The organism is Mesorhizobium sp. M0676 (assembly GCF_040320535.1).
In the GTDB taxonomy this organism is placed as follows: domain Bacteria; phylum Pseudomonadota; class Alphaproteobacteria; order Rhizobiales; family Rhizobiaceae; genus Mesorhizobium.
In genome coordinates this window covers 45,719-64,577 of the sequence record NZ_JAMYPU010000001.1, presented here as the reverse complement: position 1 = coordinate 64,577, position 18,859 = coordinate 45,719, and the positions used below count along the sequence as shown (strand labels likewise).

The following is an 18,859-nucleotide window of genomic DNA, read 5'->3' as shown; positions in this document are numbered from 1 at the left end:
CACGCGGGTCCGCGTGGACGAGGTTCAACTGACAAATCGCTTCAGTTTCCGATCGCTTCCTGAATCGCCTTGTTGCCGCGTGCGACCGCGTTGTCGAGCGCCTGCTGCGCAGTCTGCTGGCCGGCCAGCATCTTCTCGAACTCCTCGTTCTCGATGTCGCGCACCTGCGGCAGGTTGACGAGGCGCACGCCCTTCGAGTTCTCGGTCGGCGCCTTGCCCAGCATCTGCAGGATCGGCGTCTCACGGCCCGGATTCTTGTCATAGAAGCCGGACTTCTTGGTCGCTTCATAGGCAGCGAGCGTCACCGGCAGATAGCCCGACTTCTGGTGCAGATACTCTTGCACTTCGGTCTTGGACAGGTAGGAGAAGAACGCCGCGACGCCCTTGTATTCCTCGTCCGATTTGTTGCCGAACACCCACAGGCTGGCGCCGCCCGGCGTGGTGTTCTGGGGCGCGCCCTTGGCGTCACTATCATAGGGAAGCTGGCCGATGCCGTAGTTCATGCCCGACTTGACGATGTCACCCAGACCCCCCGACGATTCGGTGAAGATGCCGCATTCTCCGGCAAGAAAGATCTGCTTGGCTTCGGATGTACGGCCGCCATATTTGAAGGTGCCGTCCTTGGCCAGGTCGGCGAGCGCCTGGAAATGATTGACGAAGATCGGCGCATTGATCTTGAGCTCAACGTCGGTTCCGGCAAGTCCGTTCTGGTTGGTGCCATAGGAAACGTCGTTCCAGGCAGCGAAGGCCTCAAGGTGGATCCAGGTCAACCAGGTCGAGGTATAGCCGCAGGAAGCGGCGCCGCTCGCCTTGATCTTCTTGGCGGCTTCCCACACCTCGTTCCAGGTCTTTGGCGGATTGTTCACATTAAGCCCGGCCTTCTGGAAGATATCCTTGTTGTAGTAGAGGATGGGCGACGAGGAATTATAGGGGAAGGACAGCATGGTCCCGTCCGGCTTCGAATAGTAGCCGACGATGCCGGGCAAATACTGGCTCTTGTCGAAGGTCACGCCGGCGCTGGTCAGCACATCGGCCACCGGCTTGATCGCACCTTCGGCGGCCATCATGACGCCGGTACCCACGTCGAACACCTGGATGATGTCGGGCGCTTGCCCCGCACGAAAGGCAGCGATGCCGGCATTCAGCGTTTCGGGATAGGTGCCCTTGAAAACAGGGAGAATTTCATAGTCGCTCTGGCTGGCATTGAAATCCTTGGCGATCTTGTCGACCACCTCGGCATTGGCGCCGGTCATTGCATGCCACCAACTGATCTGGGTGGCGGCGAAGGCGGAGGTGGTGGAAAGCAGGGTCAAGGTGGCGGCAACACCGGCCGCAAAGCCGAACAACTTCATGTTTCATCTCCCGTTTGTCATTGGCGAAAGGGGCACTCCCGCGAACGCAATATGTGTCGCTGATAACAATCGGACAACGGATTTGTTGCTGTTTCGTGAATTTCATACTCGGCTAACTTCGCGCCCCCTCGCCTTGCAACGAGGACAGAGAGAAATGCCAAGCCGGCTCAGCGATACATGGGCGCGGTGGGCCTGCGACGATCGCCGACCGCCGGCGATGCATGAAGGGCCCCCGTGACAGCGCCACGCACCTGTACCATGCGGCCGCCATACCGGCGCTCGGCCAGATCGAGATCGGTAGAGCGGCATCGCGCCAAGCGCTGCTGTGACCCTGTCTGGAATGAGACAGGATCGCCGCAAGGTACAACCCGAAAAACCCGCTGTAGTTGTAGTTCGCATAACCGATTCTTCGTCAAGCGCGACATACTAATCAAGTGGACGGCTTGATTGCTGTGGGAGAGCAGGTGGGGCGAGATGCTGACGGTCTATAATTGTATCGTGCATGAGCACGATCTGAGACTGGTCGCACTGGCAGCGCTCATTTGCGGTATTTCTTCCTTCTCGGCGGTCAACCTGCTTCGCCATGTCGACCGCTCGAGCGAGCGCAACCGCTATACCTGGCTGATGATAGCAGCCACTTCCACCGGCTTCGGCATCTGGGCGACGCATTTCATCGCAATGCTTGCCTTTTCTCCCGGAATCCCCAACGCGTACAATACGGAAATGTCGGCGCTTTCGCTCGCCGGTTCCGTCGCCCTGACCGCCGCGGGCATGTGGATCGCCACCTTGCGCCGGGGCATCGACTACCCTCTGGTCGGCGGCGCGGTCCTCGGCGCTGGTATCGCCGCCATGCACTATATCGGCATGGCCGCCTTCGAGGTCGAAGGGCGCATCGTCTGGAACCCGCTGCTGGTCGGCGTCTCGGTGCTGACAGGCGTCACCCTCGCCGCGCTGGCGCTGCTGGTGGTGTTGCGACGGCCGTCCATGCAGGCCACAATCGCCGCCGCCATCCTGTTGACGCTGGCGATCTGCAGCCTGCACTTCATCGCCATGGGCGCGGTGTCGATCTTCCCGGACTCCTCCATCGAGATATCGCAGTTCACGGTCGAACCGGTGTCGCAGGCCTTCGCCGCCGCTGCAGTCAGCCTGGCTATCCTGGTGCTTTCAGCCGCAGCATTGTGGATCGACCTTCGCTTCCGGCGTCACAAGCTCGAGGCCGAGCGCATGCACGGCCTCGCCAACGCCGCCGTCGAGGGGCTGATCGTCTGCGATGGCGCCCGCATCGTCAGCGCCAATGACAGCATCGCGGCACTCACCGGCATTGCGCCGGAAGTGCTGAACGCGATGCTGCTTGGCGATCTCTTCGGCGAACGCACCGCGGCCGGCATGTCCGACTGCAGCGGACAGGCACAGGAAGCCGAACTCAGAGCCCATGACGGCGCCACCATCCCCGTCGAACTTATCGCCAGAAGCATCGACTATTGCGGCAAGCGGCACAGCGTTGTCGCCGTGCGCGACATCCGCGAACGCCGGAAGGCCGAGCAGGAGATCCTGCGCCTCGCCCATTTCGACCCGCTGACCGGGCTCCCCAACCGCCGCAGTTTCTCCGGCCGGCTCGAGGCCGAAATTGCCGCAATGGACCGCGGCGGCAAGGGCGGGCATCTTGCGCTGCTGCTGCTCGACCTCGACCGCTTCAAGGAAGTGAACGACCTGTTCGGGCACGGCGCCGGCGATGCCATGCTGCAGAAGGTGGCGCTATGCGCCTCCGCCGTGCTCCGCCACGGACAGATGCTGGCGCGTCTCGGCGGCGATGAGTTCGCCATCATCGCTCCGAACCTTCCCGATCCGCAGGCGGCCGGCCGCATCGCCGAGGCGGTGCTGGCGGCCATGCGCGAGGAAAACCGGCTGTCGGTCGGTGGCGGCCTGGTATCGGCCAGCATCGGCATTGCACTTTATCCGCTCGACGCCGATGAGCCGACAATCCTGGTCAGCCACGCCGACACCGCGCTCTACCGCGCCAAGGCCGAGGGCAAGGACACCTACCGTTACTTCGAGGCCTCGATGGGCGCCGAGGCGCGAGACCGGCGCGTGATGGAGCACGAACTGCGCCAGGCCATGGCGCGCGATGAGTTTCGCCTCGTCTACCAGCCACAAAAGGAGATCAGCAGCGGGCGGATGGTCGGGTTCGAAGCGCTGATCCGCTGGCGCCATCCGCAGCGCGGCGACGTGTCGCCGGCGACCTTCATCCCGGTGGCCGAAGACAGCGGCGTCATCATCCAGATCGGCGAATGGGTGTTGGCGACGGCCTGCGCCGAGGCAGCGCGCTGGAAGAACCCTCTCACCGTCGCGGTCAATGTCTCGGCGGTGCAGCTCCACAATCCGAATTTCAGCCGCAAGGTGCATGAAGTCCTGCTCGGCTCCGGCCTGACGCCCGGCAGGCTCGAACTCGAGATCACCGAAACGGCGCTGGTCAAGGACATGCCGCGCGCGCTGGCGACCTTGCGCCAGGTGAAGGCGCTTGGCGTGCGTGTGGCGATGGACGATTTCGGCACCGGCTACTCCTCGCTGTCCAATCTCCGCGCCTTCCCCTTCGACAAGATCAAGATCGACGGCTCATTCATCAAATCAGTCGACAGCAACGGCCAGGTGGCAGCCATCGTGCGCGCCGTTCTGGGGCTTGGCCGCGGTCTCGGCCTGCCGGTTCTGGCCGAGGGCGTCGAGACGCTGGGCGAGCTGAAATTCCTCGACGCCGAGGCCTGCGAGATCGGCCAGGGCTACTATCTAGGCCGGCCGAGCCCGATCGAGGCGTTCAGCGAACTGACCGGCGTCGCGGTGCCGGCGGCACAAGACGACGCCAGCGTCAAACAACGCGGCGGCAGCATCTTGATGCTGCCGCCGGCGGCGGCCCTGCGCTCAGCCTAAGGGGCGAGTGCGGCCTAAGGGGCGAGTGCGGCCTCGACCAGGCGCTTGGCATCCGGTCCCGACCATTCGGCCGGTCCGTTCATATGCGCGATCAGGCAGCCTTCGCCGTCGATCAGCATGGTGACGGGGAGGCCTAGCGCCAAGCCACGCGTCTTGACGTCGTTGAACAGCGCCAGCGTCGAATCGCGGTAATAGCCGAGCGACCCGATGCCTATATCGGCGAGGAACTTCTTCGGCTTCACATCGTCGCCGGCATCGACATTGACCGCGACCACTTCGAAGGCATCGCTGCCCTTTTCCTTCTGCAAGGCGTCGAGCGCCGGCATTTCGGCGCGGCAGGGCGCGCACCACGTCGCCCACAAATTGAGCAGCACGGTCTTGCCGGCATGATCGGCGATCGTCATCGGCTTGCCGTCTGGCCCGTTGAAGGCCAAGCTTTTCAGCGATTGCGGCGGATCGGCGGGCAGGAGCGCCGCAACCTGGCCCGTGGCCGCGGCGGCAACCTTCTTGGCGCGGTCGCTCTTGGCGGCGCAGGCGACGTCGTCCTTGCTGTTGCCCGCGCCGGCCGCAGTTGCGCTGCCGATGGCTGCGTTGTTGCCAGACCCGCTCTCGCTGACATATACCGCGACCGCGCCGGCCAGCACGCCCGCCAGCAAAGCGGCGAGGATCAGCCGCGGGGCCGGGAAATATCTGTTACCGTCTGCCATTTTCTAAGACTGCTCCGGAGCACGGGTTATAGCGATGAGCGACAAGAAGGCCAGCAACCAGATGTGGGGCGGACGTTTTGCCTCGGGTCCGGCCGCGATCATGGAAGCGATCAACGCGTCGATTTCGTTCGACCGCAAACTGTATGCCCAAGACATAAGAGGTTCGATCGCCCACAGCGAGATGTTGGCTGAAACGGGCATTATTTCGGCGGCCGATCAAGAAAAAATCGCTCAAGGCCTGAACACGATCCTGAAAGAGATCGAGGCCGGCACGTTCGAGTTCTCGACCCGGCTGGAAGACATCCATATGAATATCGAGGCCCGCCTTGCCGACCTGATCGGCCCGGCCGCCGGCCGCCTGCACACCGCCCGCTCGCGCAATGACCAGGTGGCGGTGGATCTCCGGCTCTGGGTCAAGGACGAATGTTTCCGCGTTGCCGAGGCGCTGAAGGGGCTGATCTCAGCCTTGCTCGAGCGCGCAGAGGAGCATGCGGCAACCGTGATGCCGGGCTTCACCCACATGCAGGCGGCGCAGCCGGTGACCTTCGGCCACCACTGCATGGCCTATGTCGAGATGTTTTCGCGCGACCTGTCGCGCGTCCGCGACGCCATCGAGCGGATGGATGAAAGCCCGCTCGGCGCGGCAGCCCTTGCCGGCACCAGTTTTCCGATCGATCGCCACAAGACCGCCAAGGCGCTCGGCTTCCGCGAGCCGATGCGCAATTCGCTGGACAGCGTCTCCGACCGCGATTTCGCGCTGGAGTTTTTGAGCCTGGCGGCGATCTCCGCCACGCATCTGTCGCGGCTCGCCGAAGAAATCATCATCTGGTCGACGCCGCAATTCGGCTTTGTCAGACTGTCGGACAGTTTCTCCACCGGCTCCTCAATCATGCCGCAGAAGAAGAACCCGGACGCCGCCGAACTGGTGCGCGGCAAGACCGGCCGCGTCACCGGCCACCTGGTCGGGCTGCTGACGGTGATGAAGGGCATGCCGCTGACCTACGGCAAGGACATGCAGGAAGACAAAGAATCGGTCTTCGATGCCGCCGAGACGCTCGATCTGATGCTGGCGGCGATGACCGGCATGGTGCGCGACATGACGGTCAATGCCGCAGCCATGAAGAAGGCGGCCGGCTCAGGCCACGCGACCGCGACCGATCTCGCCGACTGGCTGGTGCGCACGCTGGGCCTGCCCTTCCGTGAGGCGCACCATGTCACCGGCCGCGCGGTGGCGTTGGCCGAAGAGAAGAAGGTGAGCCTGGAAAAGCTGTCGCTGGAGGATTTGCAGTCGATCAATCCCGGCATCACGGCGGACATTTTCTCGGTGCTGGCGGTGCAGAATTCGATCAAGAGCCGCACCAGCTTCGGCGGCACCGCGCCATCGGAGGTCAGGAAGCAGATCCGCAGCTGGAAAAAGCGCATCGCCAAGGCATGATGCCGGGGTGCAATGCGCCTAAAACTCGGTTAAAAGCGCAGCACATAAAGTTTCGGACGGATGGATCGATGACCGCAAGCAGGATTTTGGTGACGCTGACGCTGCTGACGGCGATGGCTGCCGTGACCGCTTGCGGCCGTAAGGCTGGTCTCGACACGCCCTATGAAGCGGCCGTCCAGGCCCGCAAGGACGCCGAGCGCGCCAAACAGCCGGTGCCGCCGGAGCCGGAAAAACCGGTCGTGGACAAGAAATTCATCCTGGACCCGCTGATCTAGGGCCGATGAGACCGGCTTGGTCTTTCTGACCAGGTCTCGTGCTAACCAGGTCTCGTGCTCCAACTTCCGGAAACACTCTCGTGAACCATTTCGACTACCGCGACGGCGTGCTCCATGCCGAGGACGTGGCGATACCAGACATCGCCGCAAGCGTCGGCACGCCGTTCTATTGTTATTCGACGGCAACCTTGACCAGACACTACCGGGTGTTCGCCGGGGCCTTTGCCGGTCTCGACACGCTGGTCTGTTACGCCTTGAAGGCGAACTCCAACCAGGCGGTGCTGCGGACGCTGGCAAAGCTCGGCGCCGGCGCCGATACCGTCTCGGAAGGCGAAATGCGCCGCGCGCTCGCCGCCGGCATCCCGGCCAGCAAGATCGTATTCTCGGGCGTCGGCAAGACCGCGCGCGAAATGGATTTTGCGCTCGAGGCCGGCATTCTCTGCTTCAATGTCGAATCCGAGCCGGAGCTGGAGTTGCTGTCGGCCCGCGCCACCGCGCTCGGCAAGGTGGCGCCGGTGTCGCTGCGCATCAACCCGGATGTCGACGCCAGGACGCACAGGAAGATCTCCACCGGCAAGGCCGAGAACAAGTTCGGCATTCCATGGCAAAAGGCGCGCCAGGTCTATGCCCGCGCGGCCGGACTGCCGGGCACCAAGCCCATCGGCATCGATACCCATATCGGCAGCCAGATCACCGAGTTGCAGCCCTTTGATGATGCTTTCGCGCTTCTGGCGGAATTGGTCGGCGCGCTGCGCGCCGATGGCCACGCCGTCGAGCATGTCGATCTCGGCGGCGGCCTCGGCATCCCCTACCGCACCGACAACAGCCCGCCGCCTCTGCCCGATGCCTATGCCGAGATCGTCAGGAAGCACCTGACAAAGCTTGAAGTGAAGGTGATGTTCGAGCCGGGCCGGCTGATCGTCGGCAATGCCGGCATCCTGGTCTCGGAAGTGATCTTCGTGAAGGAAGGCGACGCCAAGAACTTCCTCGTCGTCGACGCCGCCATGAACGATCTGATCCGGCCGACGCTCTACGATGCCTTCCACGACATCAAGCCGGTGGTGCAGCCGCCGGCCGACACGCCGCGCATGGCGGTCGACGTCGTCGGCCCGGTCTGCGAGACCGGCGACTATCTCGGCCTCGACCGTGACCTGCCCCGGCTCAAGTCTGGCGACCTCATTGCCGTCACCACCGCCGGCGCCTATGGCGCGGTGCAATCCGGCACCTACAACACCCGCCTACTTGTGCCTGAGGTTCTGGTCGACGGCGACCGTTTCCATGTCGTACGCCGGCGCCAGACCTATGACGAGCTGATCGGCCTGGATTCGGTGCCCGACTGGCTTGCATAGGAGCCGCCACGGCGGCTGCGCTACAGCCGGTTTTGGATGAGCATCCTTGTGTCGGCGATCCTGTCCTCGTCGCGGCGGTAGAACGTCCATTGCTTGATGCGCTTGGGCCGCAGCAGGCCGGCCTGGGTAAGCACGCGCATATGTTCGGAGAGCGTCGCCTGCGTAATTCCGAGCTTCTCCGCGATCAGCAGCGCGCAAACGCCGTCCTCGACCAGATCGCCGTCTGCCTGGGCCGGGAAATGCGCCTGCGGATCCTTCAGCCAGTCGAGGATCTGCAGCCTGCGTTCATTGGCGATCGCCTTGAAGACATCAACCTCTTGCATTTAGCCATTTTGCCAAGTTACTAATTGCTGTCAATCCCAAGGAGATGGTCATGACGAACGGCAACACCGTCACGCGCGAACGCATTGCCGCGATGGAACCGCGCATCCGCCGCTATATCAGGCACACGCCGGTGCTGCGCGTCGACATGGCCGATTTCGACCGGCCGCCGCTGGCGGTCGACCTCAAGCTCGAATGCCTGCAGCATTCCGGTTCGTTCAAGGCGCGCGGCGCCTTCACTAATCTGCTCGAACGGCCGGTGCCTGCGGCCGGCGTGGTTGCGGCTTCGGGCGGCAATCATGGCGCCGCGGTCGCCTATGCCGCCATGCGGCTTGGCCACAAGGCGACGATCTTCGTTCCCGAAGTCAGCCCACCGGCCAAGCTGCAGCGCATCCGCGGCTACGGCGCCGAACTGATGGTCGGCGGCGCCCGCTATGCCGAGGCGCTGGCCGCCAGCGAGGCTTTTGCCGAAAAGACCGGCGCGCTGCAGATCCATGCCTTCAACCAGGAGGAAACATTGGTCGGCCAGGGCACGCTCGGCCTCGAAATCGAAACCGATCTGCCAGACATCGACACGCTGCTGGTCGCTGTCGGCGGCGGCGGCCTGATCGGCGGCATCGCCGCCTGGTTTGCCGGCCGCATCAGGATCATCGCCATAGAGCCCGAAGGCGCGCCGACGCTGCATCGCGCCTTCGAAGCCGGCCACCCCGTCGATGCGCCGGCCGAAGGCGTCGCCGCCGATTCGCTGGCGCCCAAACGCGTCGGCGAGATGATGTTCCCGATCGCCGAGGCCTTCGTCGAACGCTCCATCCTGGTCACCGACGACGCCATCATCGCCGCGCAAAAGGCGCTGTGGGAGCGGGTGCGGATCATCGCCGAGCCGGGCGGCGCAGCGGCCTTCGCAGCGCTGCTGTCCGGCCGCTACACGCCGGCGCCGGGCGAGCGGATCGCCGTCCTTGTCTGCGGCTCGAATACCGATCCGGCGAAATTCTAAACCTTGCTTCGACTGAAGTGGGACGCAAACCCGCCAAAGCTTTTCAAGTTTTCCGGAACCGCCTCGCCTTTGCCGTGTTTGCTGGTAAACTTCTGCTTGTTGAGTCCGGGCTATCCCGCCCGGGCAGGAAGGGCCGATGACGGAACGCCCCATTTCCAGTGGCGATCGCAGCCTGGCTGGGCGGCTTGCCCTGAGCCGGCTGGCGACACGGGTCTCGATGACCGTCGAGCGCGGCTGGCCGCTGCTTCTGCCGCTGCTCATTGTCGCCAGCCTGTTTCTCAGCCTCTCCTGGCTCGGCCTTTTCCCCCGGCTGCCTGACATTGCGCGTATTATCCTGGTCACTGCGTTCGGTATTGCCACGCTGGCGGCGCTCTATCCGCTGCGTTTCTTCAAGCTTCCATCCGCCGCTGAAATCGACCGCCGTATCGAGGCCGCCAACCAGTTGCAGCACAGCCCGGTGCTGGTGCAGACCGACCGTCCCAGCGGCAAGGAAAGCATCTTTTCCCAGGCGTTGTGGCGCGAACACCAAAAGCGCATGGCCGATAAGCTCGGCAGCCTTGGCGCCGACCTGCCGCGTACCCGCGTGCCGGAGCGCGATCCGTGGGCATTGCGTGCCGTGGCGGCGCTGCTGTTGGTCACCGCTTTTGCCTTCTCCTTCGGACCGTCCGGCGGCAGGATGTCCGATGGTTTCAGTGCCCATGCGGCGCGCGACATCGTACCGCCGCGCATCGATGCCTGGGTGACCCCGCCGGCCTATACCGGCAAGCCGCCCATCTTCTTGACCGCGCCAGTCATCGATGGCAACGCCAAGCAGGCGGTTGCCACCTTCACCGTGCCGCAAGGCAGCGACGTCTCGCTGCGCGTGACCGGCGGCTCCGGCGAGGAAACGCTAAGCTTTGCCGACAAGGGCGGCAATGCTCGCGCCATCGACCCGTCGGGACCACAGGTGGCGGCCGTCAAGGCAGCGGCGGTCAACCCGGCGACCCCCAAGCTGCGCCAGTTCACCGGCAAGCTGACCGCCGACGGCACGCTGACGCTGAAGTCGGGCGAAGCCGATCTCGGTCGCTGGGCCTTCGCGGTGATCCCCGACAAGCCGCCGACGATCCGCTTCGTCGGCGAGCCCAAGCGCGCCGTCAACGGCGCCTTCGAGCTCAACTACCAGATCGACGACGACTATGGCGCGGCCACCGCAAAGGCGGTTTTCGCGCTGGCCGATCCGGCGGCGCCCGATGCGCATCCGCTCTACGGTCCGCCTGACCTGCCGCTGGCGCTGCCGCGCCGCGGCGGCAAGGCGAACGCCGCCAAGACCACCAAGGACCTAACCGAGCACGTCTGGGCCGGCGCCAGCATCAAGCTGTCGCTTGTCGCCACCGACGATGCCGGACACACCGCGACCAGCGAGACCAAGACTATTGTGATGCCGGAGCGGCCCTTCGCCAACCCGCTGGCGCGGGCGGTGGTCGAGCAGCGCCGCCTGCTGGCGCTCGACGCCAATGCCAAGCCGCGCGTGCTCGACCTGATGGACGCCATCACGCTGCGGCCCGAGGACACGTTCGACAACATGTCGCATTACCTCGCCATCATGAGCGCCCGCAGCCGGCTGAAGATGTCGGACAGCGACGATCAGTTGCGCAACGAGGTTGCCTATCTCTGGGAAATCGCGCTCGGCATCGAGGAAGGCAATCTCTCGTCCGCCGAAAAGCGGCTCCGCCAGGCCCAGCAGGCGCTGCAGGACGCCATCAAGCGCGGCGCCAGCGACGAAGAGATTGAAAAGGCGATGAAGGAACTGCGCGAGGCGATGAACGAATTCCTGCAGGAATTCGCCGAGCGCGCCAAGCAGAACCCGAACGCGCCGCAGATGCAGCAGAATGGCCGCGAGCTGCGTCAGAGTGATATCGACCGCATGATGGACCAGATCGAGAACCTGGCGAAGTCGGGCGACCGCGACAAGGCGCAGGAGCTGCTGTCGCAACTGGAAAACATGATGAACAACCTGCAGGCCGGCCGTCAGCAGCAGGGCGGCGAGCAGGACAGCGAGATGCGCCAGCAGATGGACAAGCTGGGCGAGATCATGCGCCGCCAGCAGGAGATGATGAACGACACCTACCGCATGGACCAGATGCAGAGCGGAGATAATCAGCAGCCCGGCGAAGGCAATGGCGACGATCCGGACCAGCCGGGCGTCGGCAAGGATCGCGATCCTCTCGCCCGGCCGAAGTCGATGACACCGCAGGAATTCGCCGATGCGATGAAGCAGCTGCAGGAAGGCCAGGGCCAGTTGCAGAGCGAACTCGACAAGCTGAAGAAGGGCCTGGAAGGCATGGGCATGCAGCCCAATGAGGGGTTTGGCGACGCTGGCAAATCCATGGGCAATGCCGAAAAGTCGCTTGGCGAAGGCGAAGGCGACCAGGCGGTCGGCCACCAGGGTCGCGCGCTGGAAGCGCTGCGCAAGGGCGCCAAGGAGATGATGAAGCAGCTGCAGGCGATGCAAGGCGACCAGGGCGGCAGCCAGGAAGGCGGCCGCCAACAGGACGCCGGCCGCGATCCGCTGGGCCGGCCGCGCGCCAGCCGCGGACCCGATTTCGGCGATTCGGTGAAGGTGCCCGACGAGATCGACGTGCAGCGCGCCCGCCAGATTCTCGAAGCGATTCGCAAGCGGCTCGGCAACGCGCTCAGCCCCGACATCGAGCGCAGCTACCTCGAGCGGCTGCTGGAGCTGAAGTAGCCTCCAAGGCAACATCCGTCGAACTGAATGGTATCAGCGCCATGCCGAAACTCGGTGCCGTCACGCCCATCCTGCGCATCTTCGACATCGCCAAGGCACGCGAATTCTATGTCGACTTTCTCGGCTTCAAGGTCGAGTTCGAGCACCGCTTCGACGACAATGCGCCGCTCTACATGGGTGTAATCCGCGACGGCTGTGTCCTGCATCTGAGCGAACATCATGGCGACGGCGCGCCGGGTATAGCCATGCGCATCAAGGTCGAGGACATCGCGGCATTGCACCGCGAACTGATCGGCAAGAGATACCGCTACGCCCGGCCGGGCCTCGAAACCACGTCGTGGCAGACCCGTGAAGTGTCGGTCGGCGACCCCTTCGGCAATCGCCTGCATTTCTACGAGGATGCAACAGACTAAGCCGGCCGGTTGACGAACGCCTCGCGGATCGCCTCCTGCATGCCGTCGATAGCTTCGCCTGAGGCATTTGGGCTGCGGTGCATCACCACATTCGAGGAATCGATATGGCCGAACCCGTCAGCGGCGGTGAGTTCACGACAGCCATCCGGAATATTGCTGTGCGAGATCGGCGCGATCGCCAGGCCAGAGGTGACGGCGAGCTTCAGGCCGCCGGTGGTGTCGCTGGTATAGGCGACACGGTAGGCCAGCCCACGCTGCTCCAGCGATTTGATGGCGAAGTCCTTGCACCAGCCGGCCCGGTTGTAGAGCGCGATCGGCACCGGCCGCTCCTCATGCATGTGATGCAGGCTCGATGTCACCCACACTGTCGGATCGTGCATCAGCACCTCGCCGCCGCCAGGATCCTGCCATTCGAACACCACGGCGAGGTCGAGTTCACCGGCGGCTAGCGCCGCCAGCTGGGCGCCGGAATGTGCATAGCGCACGGTGACCTCGACCTTGGTGTGACGCTTCGAGAAGGCGCCGAGCGCGCGCGACAGGATAGCGTGACCATATTCCTCGGGAATGCCGATGCGCACCGGCCCGCCAAGCGGTGCCGCCGCCATCGATGCCGCCGTCTCGTCGAGCAGCGAGACGATGCGGCGGGCATTGACGATCAGCTCGCCGCCACGGCGCGTCAGCGCCACGCCGCGCGAGCCGCGTTCGAACAGGCTGTCGCCGACCAGCTCCTCGAGCTTCTTCATCTGCATCGACACCGCCGACTGGGTGCGCCCGGCCTGCTCCGCCGCCCGGGTGAAATTGCCCGCTTCGGCAATGGCGACGAAGGTGCGCAGGAGATCGCTGTCGAGGGTCGGCCGCATCGAATCCGTCATAAGCAAATTTGATCGCTGGTATCATTCCAATTCGTTTGCAACATGTCAAACGCCGCAGCATAGTCCGCTCACCCATTGGATATGCCGCCGCGAAACCGGCTGCGGACCAATCAAAGAGTCCTCACTCATACCCGCTGCCCGAAACGGTGGCGGGTTCTTTTTACCCCATGGCCGGGCGGCTGCGGGCAGTCAAGGCAAGGGCCGGCAGAACAACATGCGCAACCGGATCGTTCTCGGCATCATCAGCCTGTGCCTTGGCGTGCTGGTGTTCTCGCTCCAGGACCCGCTGGTCAAGGCGGTGTCGGCCGGCTATCCCGTGACCGAGGTGATGTGGATCCGCTCGATCGTCGCTTTGCCGATCCTGGTCGTTCTCGTTCGCGCCGATGTCGGCCTGCGGGCCATTGTCTCGAAGCGGTTCGGCCTGCTGACGATACGCGCCTTCATCCAGTTCTCCTCCTATACGGTCTACTATCTGGCGATCGCTGCCTTGCCGCTCGCCGACGCGGTGGCGCTCTATTTCATGGCGCCCCTGTTCATCATGGCGATGGCCGGGCCCTATCTCGGCGAGCGGGTATCCTGGCAGGCTCTCGCCACCGTGCTGATCGGCATGCTGGGCGTGGTCGTGATGCTGCGCCCGGGCGCCGGCCTGTTCGACTGGGCGGCGCTGCTTTCGTTGGGCTCGGCTTTGCTCTACGGCTTTTCACAGCTGATGGCGCGCAAGATCGGCGACACCGAATCCTCCACCGTCATGGCCTTCTACCAGAACGGCGCCTATCTGGTCGGCGCCGCTGCGGTTGCCGGCACATTCTGGCTTGCCGGCATAACCCATGCTGTCCACCCCAGCCTCGAATTCTTGGTGCGGCCGTGGGTCTGGCCGACGACCCCGGATTTCCTCAAGATGGCCGCCTGCGGCTTCGTCGCTTCGGCGGGCATGATCCTGTTGTCGCAGGCCTACAGGCTGGCGCCCGCCAACCGCGTCGCCACCTTCGAATACACCGGCATCATCTGGTCACCGCTGTGGGGCTTCGTGTTCTTCGACGAGGTGCCGCGCTCGACCACTGCCATCGGTGCGGCGCTGATCATCGGCGCCGGTCTGCTGGCGCTCAACACCGAACGGCGCCGGAGCGCTGCGCCTGTCCTCGCCGCGTCTCAGGATGTCGCCTGAAGCGTGTCAGGCGAAGCAGGCGAGCGCCTGGTCGACCCGCAAGCGGATTTCGGCCAGCGTGAAAGGCTTTTGCACGACGTCGATAATGACGCCGTTCAATTCCTCGGCGCGCTCGCGCTGGTCGGCATAGCCGGTCATCAGCAGGATCTTCATGTCAGGGAAAAGCCTGGCTGCGGCGATCGCCATCTCGATGCCATCCATTTCCGGCATGCGGATATCGGAGACGACGAGGTCGTAACCGCCGCCTGCAGCACTGACCATCGCCAGCCCCTGCGCGCCGTCGGCGGCGATATCGATCGAGTGCCCGGCGCGTTCGAGCGCGCGGGCGGCGAGGGTGCGGACGGACTCATCGTCCTCGACGATCAGAAGCTTTGCCATGGGCCGGAATTTGGCGGGCAAAAGTTGACTTTTTCTGAAAATTTGAAGCGTCGGGGCCTTTTCTCAGGCATCGCCTTTGACGACACCGACAAACGGCAGTTCGCGAAAAGCGTGGGCGACGTCCATGCCGTAGCCGACGACGAAGTAATCGGGACAGTCGAAGCCGACATAGTCGGCGTTCAGCTCCGTCTGGCGGCGCATGCGCTTGTCCAACAGCACCGCGATGGCGCAGCTTTTGGCGCCGCGCGACAGCATCAGGTTGCGGGTGAAGGACAGCGTCTTGCCCGATTCCAGGATATCGTCGATCAGCAGCACGTCGCGGCCGGCGACCTCATTGTCGATGTCGCGCAGCACCCTCACCTCGCCGCTGGTGGTGCCGGCGCCATAGCTGGAAATGAAGATGAACTCGACCTCGGGCGACAGCCCGACATCGTGCATGGCGCGGATCAAATCGGCGGCGAAGATGAACGAGCCCTTCAGCACCGAAATCACCAGCAGGTCGTGATAGTCGTGCTCGGCGATCTCCTTGGCGAGTTCGAGATTGCGCCGCGCGATCGCGGACGCCGAAAAGAGGACCTCGATGTCCTTGCCGCGCACAACTGGCATCAACAACCTTTCCAGAGAAACCGACTAGCCGGCGAAGGTGACCGCCACGGCCTTGACGCCGTTTCTAGGCACATCGAGGCGGCTGGAAAAGCCGAATCTTTCGCCGGGCGCCAGAGAACGGTTGGATGTCCCCAGAGTATAGCGGGTGATGCGGCTGTCATTGCCGGTGACACGTATCTCCAGCGGCGGCAATTGTCCCGCCTTCAAACCGTCATTGACGGCCTCGCCGTCCACGAACAGCACCGGGGCGGGTCCTGAGGCGTCGACACGCGACGTGACGCCGGCAATGCTGAGTACGGCGCCCTCCGGCTGTTCGACTGACCAGAACGGCGTCTGGCGCACCAGCGCGTGGCCACCCGAGACCCAGAAGGCGGCAAGCGCCGCACCGATGCCGGCAATCCAGAAGATCGGCCCGCCACGCGATGCCGGCCGCCCGGCTGACACATCTGATTTGCGCAGCATCTCCATGCCTTCCATCGACGGCGTCGCGATGTCGCGCGCCGGCGTCGGCATGGCTTCTACCCTTGGGATCGGCTGCGGCAGCACCTCATAATCCGCATCGACGATGTCGGTCGCCACAGGACGCGATTCCGGTGCGACACTTGTCCCGGTCATGATTTCGCCGGAAACCGGGCGCGCGGTTCGTTGCTCAGCCATCATGGCCCCGCTGTTGCCTGTTCGTTTCTTTTGCGTAAATGGAAATGGTTAACGCTTCCCCACCGGAACCCTTGTGACGCACTCAAAAACAGCGAAAATTAACCGAGGGTTAACCATGGCGGCCGATGGTCGTCGGACAGATCGAACAGAAAGGGCTGGCACGCCGCCGCCACACACCTCAGGTCGTCGCACGTGATCCGCTTCGAAAATGTCGGCCTCCGCTATGGCATGGGTCCGGAAATCCTCCGCGACATCTCCCTGCACATTCCGGAGAGCTCCTTCCAGTTCCTGAGCGGGCCCTCCGGCGCCGGCAAGACGACGCTGCTGCGCCTTCTGTTCATGTCGCTGAAGCCGACACGCGGGCTGATCACCATCTTCGGCAAGGACCGCTCGCGCATCTCGCGCGCTGAACTGCCGCATCTCAGGCGCCGCATCGGCGTGGTGTTCCAGGATTTCCGCCTGCTCGACCACATGACCACCTATGAGAATGTCGCTCTGCCGCTGCGCGTGCGCGGCCGCGAGGAAGCGAGCTACCGCACCGACGTCACCGAACTTTTGAAATGGGTTGGCCTGGGCGAGCGCATGCATGTGCTGCCGCCGGTCCTTTCGGGTGGCGAAAAGCAGCGCGCGGCAATCGCCCGCGCCTTGATCGAACAGCCCGAAATCCTGCTTGCCGACGAGCCGACCGGCAATGTCGACCCGCCACTGGCACGCCGGCTGCTCAGGCTGTTCATCGAGCTCAACCGGCTCGGCACCGCGGTGGTGATCGCCACTCACGATCTCGGCCTGATGGAACAGGTCGACGCGCGCCGCATGATCCTGGCCGGCGGAAGGCTGGATATTTATGACTGAAGTATCGGCCGAACAGCTGCATGAAGACGCCGCCGAACCGGCGACGACGACGCAGCGCGTCCAGCGCCGCATGGCGCCGATCGTGCCGGCGCAGAATATTGCCGGCCGCGCCTTGGTGCTGGTCATCGCCATCATGACCTTCCTGTCCTGCCTGACTTTCGGCGCCGTCACGCTGGTGCGCGACACTGCCTCGGTCTGGGAAAACCAGATCTCGCGCGAGGCGACGATTCAGATCAAACCGGTCGACGGCCTCGACATGGAGGCAGCCCTTGCCCAGGCCTCGCAGATCGTCGGCGAATTCCCCGGCGTGAAGGAAACCCGGATCATCGATCGCGACGCCACCGCGCGTCTGTTGGAGCCATGGCTGGGCTCGGGCCTGAATATCGACGAATTGCCGGTGCCGCGCCTGATCATCGTCACCATCGACGAGACCAGTCCGCCCGACTTTAGCGCCATCCGTGCGGCGCTCACGCCCAAGCTGCCGAGCGCTTCGCTCGACGATCACCGTACATGGGTCGACCGACTGGTCGCCATGGCCCGCACCACCGTCACCATCGGCATCGCCGTACTGGTGCTGATGCTGTCGGCTACGGTGCTGACCGTGGTGTTCGCGACGCGCGGCGCCATGGCCGGCAACGGCCATATCATCGAAGTGCTGCATTTCGTCGGCGCCGAAGCACGCTTCATCGCGCGCGAATTCCGCTGGCATTTCCTGGTCACCGGCATGAAGGGCGCGGCCGCCGGCGGCGCCGCCGCGATCCTGGTTTTCATCGTCTTTTCCTGGTGGTCGTCGCGCAACATGGCAACGCCGCAGGCCGACCAGGCCACCGCTTTGTTCGGCAATTTCGCCATCGGATCGGCAGGCTATCTCGGCGTCGGCCTGATGGTGCTGGTGATCGGCGGACTGACGGCGGCGACCTCGCACGCCACCGTCGTCGCCTATCTCAGCGACATCGATGTCCGCCAGCCGGATGCGGGGTGAACCGTGAGGGCAGAAGCGAAACAGTTCGGGGGCAAGGACAGGAATGGAAGGGACGATCACGGATCGAAAACCGACGTAACGCAATGTGCGCTTTTTTCCTTACCAAAAAGGCATTTCAGGATTAACCATAGGATGATGAACGCGCGGGAGTCGACCGGAACGGCTGGACAGATGCCAGTGGTGCGTTCGCGTGTGCGCACCGGGCTGGGCCGTTTGCGCACCGCCCTGCGTCTCGCCTCCCTCTGTCTACTGCTGCTGGTGGCCCTGTTTGCCGGTGGCTTCGGCTGGTTCGCCAGCAAGGTCAGCCACATGACGACCCCGACCAACCCGGCCAAGGCCGATGCGATCATCGTCTTGACCGGCGGTCAGGCCCGCCTCGACGCAGCACTCGATCTGCTTGCCTCCGGCAAGGGCGAGCGGCTGCTGATCTCAGGCGTGCATCCCTCTGCCAGCCGCCGCCAATTGCAGGCTGCTACCGGCGGCGACAAGGCGCTGTTTTCCTGCTGTGTCGACATCGACCGCGCCGCGCTCGACACGATCGGCAATGCCGAGGAAAGCGCTAAATGGGTGGAGAGCCACGCCTATGGCAGCGTCATCCTCGTCACCAACAATTACCACATGCCGCGCAGCCTGCTCGAGATGGGCCGCCTGCTGCATGGCGCCAGGCTTGAACCCTATCCGGTGGTCAACACCAATCTGGACAATGGCGACTGGCTGACCAAGCCGGAAGCGCTACGCGTGCTTCTGACCGAATACAGCAAATACCTGCTGGCGCTGGCGCGCGGCGTCGTCCCGGTCCGCCAGACCGCCGACAGCGTCGCACTGGCCGAGGTTTCGACCGCCAAGGACTAAAG

At 64.2% G+C, this 18,859-nt stretch carries 18 protein-coding genes; 11 read left to right on the top strand and 7 right to left on the bottom strand.

The features are described from left to right. Window positions 1–41: 41 nt before the first annotated feature. Window positions 42–1,352: a sn-glycerol-3-phosphate ABC transporter substrate-binding protein UgpB gene (gene ugpB, locus NKI35_RS00330; RefSeq protein WP_352737997.1), complete on the bottom strand. Its 1,311-nt coding sequence runs from the start codon at window positions 1,350–1,352 to the stop codon at window positions 42–44. A 474-nt stretch (window positions 1,353–1,826) separates the two neighbouring features. On the opposite strand from ugpB, the gene NKI35_RS00325 reads away from it, so the two are divergent. Beyond that, window positions 1,827–4,274 (top strand): bifunctional diguanylate cyclase/phosphodiesterase, encoded by a 2,448-nt coding sequence (locus tag NKI35_RS00325; protein WP_352737996.1) that lies wholly within the window; start codon window positions 1,827–1,829, stop codon window positions 4,272–4,274. Between the two features lie 14 nt (window positions 4,275–4,288). Here NKI35_RS00325 and tlpA read toward each other — a convergent pair whose 3' ends face one another. Then, window positions 4,289–4,981 (bottom strand): thiol:disulfide interchange protein TlpA, encoded by a 693-nt coding sequence (gene tlpA / locus NKI35_RS00320; protein WP_352737994.1) that lies wholly within the window; start codon window positions 4,979–4,981, stop codon window positions 4,289–4,291. Between the two features lie 34 nt (window positions 4,982–5,015). Between tlpA and argH the strand changes: the two genes are divergently transcribed. From argH to lysA, 3 genes are all read left to right on the top strand, one after another. Further along, window positions 5,016–6,416 (top strand): argininosuccinate lyase, encoded by a 1,401-nt coding sequence (gene argH, locus NKI35_RS00315; RefSeq protein WP_352737992.1) that lies wholly within the window; start codon window positions 5,016–5,018, stop codon window positions 6,414–6,416. 68 nt (window positions 6,417–6,484) lie between these two features. Beyond that, on the top strand, window positions 6,485–6,691 hold the full coding sequence (locus NKI35_RS00310; RefSeq protein WP_023673325.1) for a hypothetical protein: 207 nt from the start codon (window positions 6,485–6,487) through the stop codon (window positions 6,689–6,691). An 80-nt stretch (window positions 6,692–6,771) separates the two neighbouring features. After that, on the top strand, window positions 6,772–8,040 hold the full coding sequence (gene lysA / locus NKI35_RS00305; protein ID WP_352737990.1) for a diaminopimelate decarboxylase: 1,269 nt from the start codon (window positions 6,772–6,774) through the stop codon (window positions 8,038–8,040). Between the two features lie 20 nt (window positions 8,041–8,060). Here lysA and NKI35_RS00300 read toward each other — a convergent pair whose 3' ends face one another. Next, window positions 8,061–8,363, bottom strand: a complete 303-nt coding sequence (locus NKI35_RS00300; RefSeq protein WP_023694025.1) for an ArsR/SmtB family transcription factor — start codon at window positions 8,361–8,363, stop codon at window positions 8,061–8,063. Between the two features lie 50 nt (window positions 8,364–8,413). Here NKI35_RS00300 and NKI35_RS00295 point away from each other — a divergent pair, with 50 nt between their 5' ends. The 3 genes from NKI35_RS00295 (at window position 8,414) to NKI35_RS00285 (ending at window position 12,493) form a co-directional block, all read left to right on the top strand. Continuing rightward, window positions 8,414–9,355, top strand: coding sequence for a threonine/serine dehydratase (locus NKI35_RS00295; RefSeq protein ID WP_023743994.1), 942 nt, complete (start codon window positions 8,414–8,416; stop codon window positions 9,353–9,355). Between the two features lie 136 nt (window positions 9,356–9,491). Next, entirely contained in the window at window positions 9,492–12,080 is a 2,589-nt protein-coding gene (locus NKI35_RS00290) for a TIGR02302 family protein (protein ID WP_352737987.1), read from the top strand. Between the two features lie 41 nt (window positions 12,081–12,121). After that, window positions 12,122–12,493, top strand: a complete 372-nt coding sequence (locus tag NKI35_RS00285) for a glyoxalase superfamily protein (RefSeq protein WP_023685340.1) — start codon at window positions 12,122–12,124, stop codon at window positions 12,491–12,493. Here NKI35_RS00285 and NKI35_RS00280 read toward each other — a convergent pair. Beyond that, the gene (locus NKI35_RS00280; protein WP_352737985.1) at window positions 12,490–13,353 is read right to left on the bottom strand and encodes a LysR family transcriptional regulator; all 864 of its coding nucleotides are present in this window, start codon (window positions 13,351–13,353) and stop codon (window positions 12,490–12,492) included. The two genes, NKI35_RS00285 and NKI35_RS00280, sit on opposite strands and share 4 nt — an antisense overlap. 226 nt (window positions 13,354–13,579) lie before the next feature. Between NKI35_RS00280 and NKI35_RS00275 the strand changes: the two genes are divergently transcribed. Beyond that, on the top strand, window positions 13,580–14,530 hold the full coding sequence (locus NKI35_RS00275; RefSeq protein ID WP_352737983.1) for a DMT family transporter: 951 nt from the start codon (window positions 13,580–13,582) through the stop codon (window positions 14,528–14,530). Window positions 14,531–14,536: 6 nt separating this feature from the next. On the opposite strand, the gene NKI35_RS00270 is transcribed toward NKI35_RS00275, so the two are convergent. The 3 genes from NKI35_RS00270 to NKI35_RS00260 form a co-directional block, all read right to left on the bottom strand. Next, entirely contained in the window at window positions 14,537–14,908 is a 372-nt protein-coding gene (locus NKI35_RS00270; RefSeq protein ID WP_352737981.1) for a response regulator, read from the bottom strand. Between the two features lie 63 nt (window positions 14,909–14,971). Continuing rightward, window positions 14,972–15,514 carry a hypoxanthine phosphoribosyltransferase gene (gene hpt / locus NKI35_RS00265; protein ID WP_023673315.1) on the bottom strand — a complete coding sequence of 181 codons (543 nt, stop codon included), beginning with the start codon at window positions 15,512–15,514 and terminating at the stop codon, window positions 14,972–14,974. Between the two features lie 24 nt (window positions 15,515–15,538). Then, entirely contained in the window at window positions 15,539–16,174 is a 636-nt protein-coding gene (locus NKI35_RS00260; RefSeq protein ID WP_352737979.1) for a hypothetical protein, read from the bottom strand. Between the two features lie 189 nt (window positions 16,175–16,363). On the opposite strand from NKI35_RS00260, the gene ftsE reads away from it, so the two are divergent. The 3 genes from ftsE (at window position 16,364) to NKI35_RS00245 (ending at window position 18,857) form a co-directional block, all read left to right on the top strand. Further along, complete coding sequence (gene ftsE / locus NKI35_RS00255) at window positions 16,364–17,023, top strand: cell division ATP-binding protein FtsE (RefSeq protein ID WP_023685344.1); 660 nt, start codon at window positions 16,364–16,366, stop codon at window positions 17,021–17,023. After that, window positions 17,016–18,005: a cell division protein FtsX gene (locus tag NKI35_RS00250; RefSeq protein WP_023701396.1), complete on the top strand. Its 990-nt coding sequence runs from the start codon at window positions 17,016–17,018 to the stop codon at window positions 18,003–18,005. The genes ftsE and NKI35_RS00250 overlap by 8 nt, the downstream gene beginning before the upstream one ends. A 132-nt stretch (window positions 18,006–18,137) precedes the next feature. Continuing rightward, the gene (locus NKI35_RS00245) at window positions 18,138–18,857 is read left to right on the top strand and encodes a YdcF family protein (RefSeq protein WP_023737444.1); all 720 of its coding nucleotides are present in this window, start codon (window positions 18,138–18,140) and stop codon (window positions 18,855–18,857) included. Window positions 18,858–18,859: the final 2 nt, after the last annotated feature.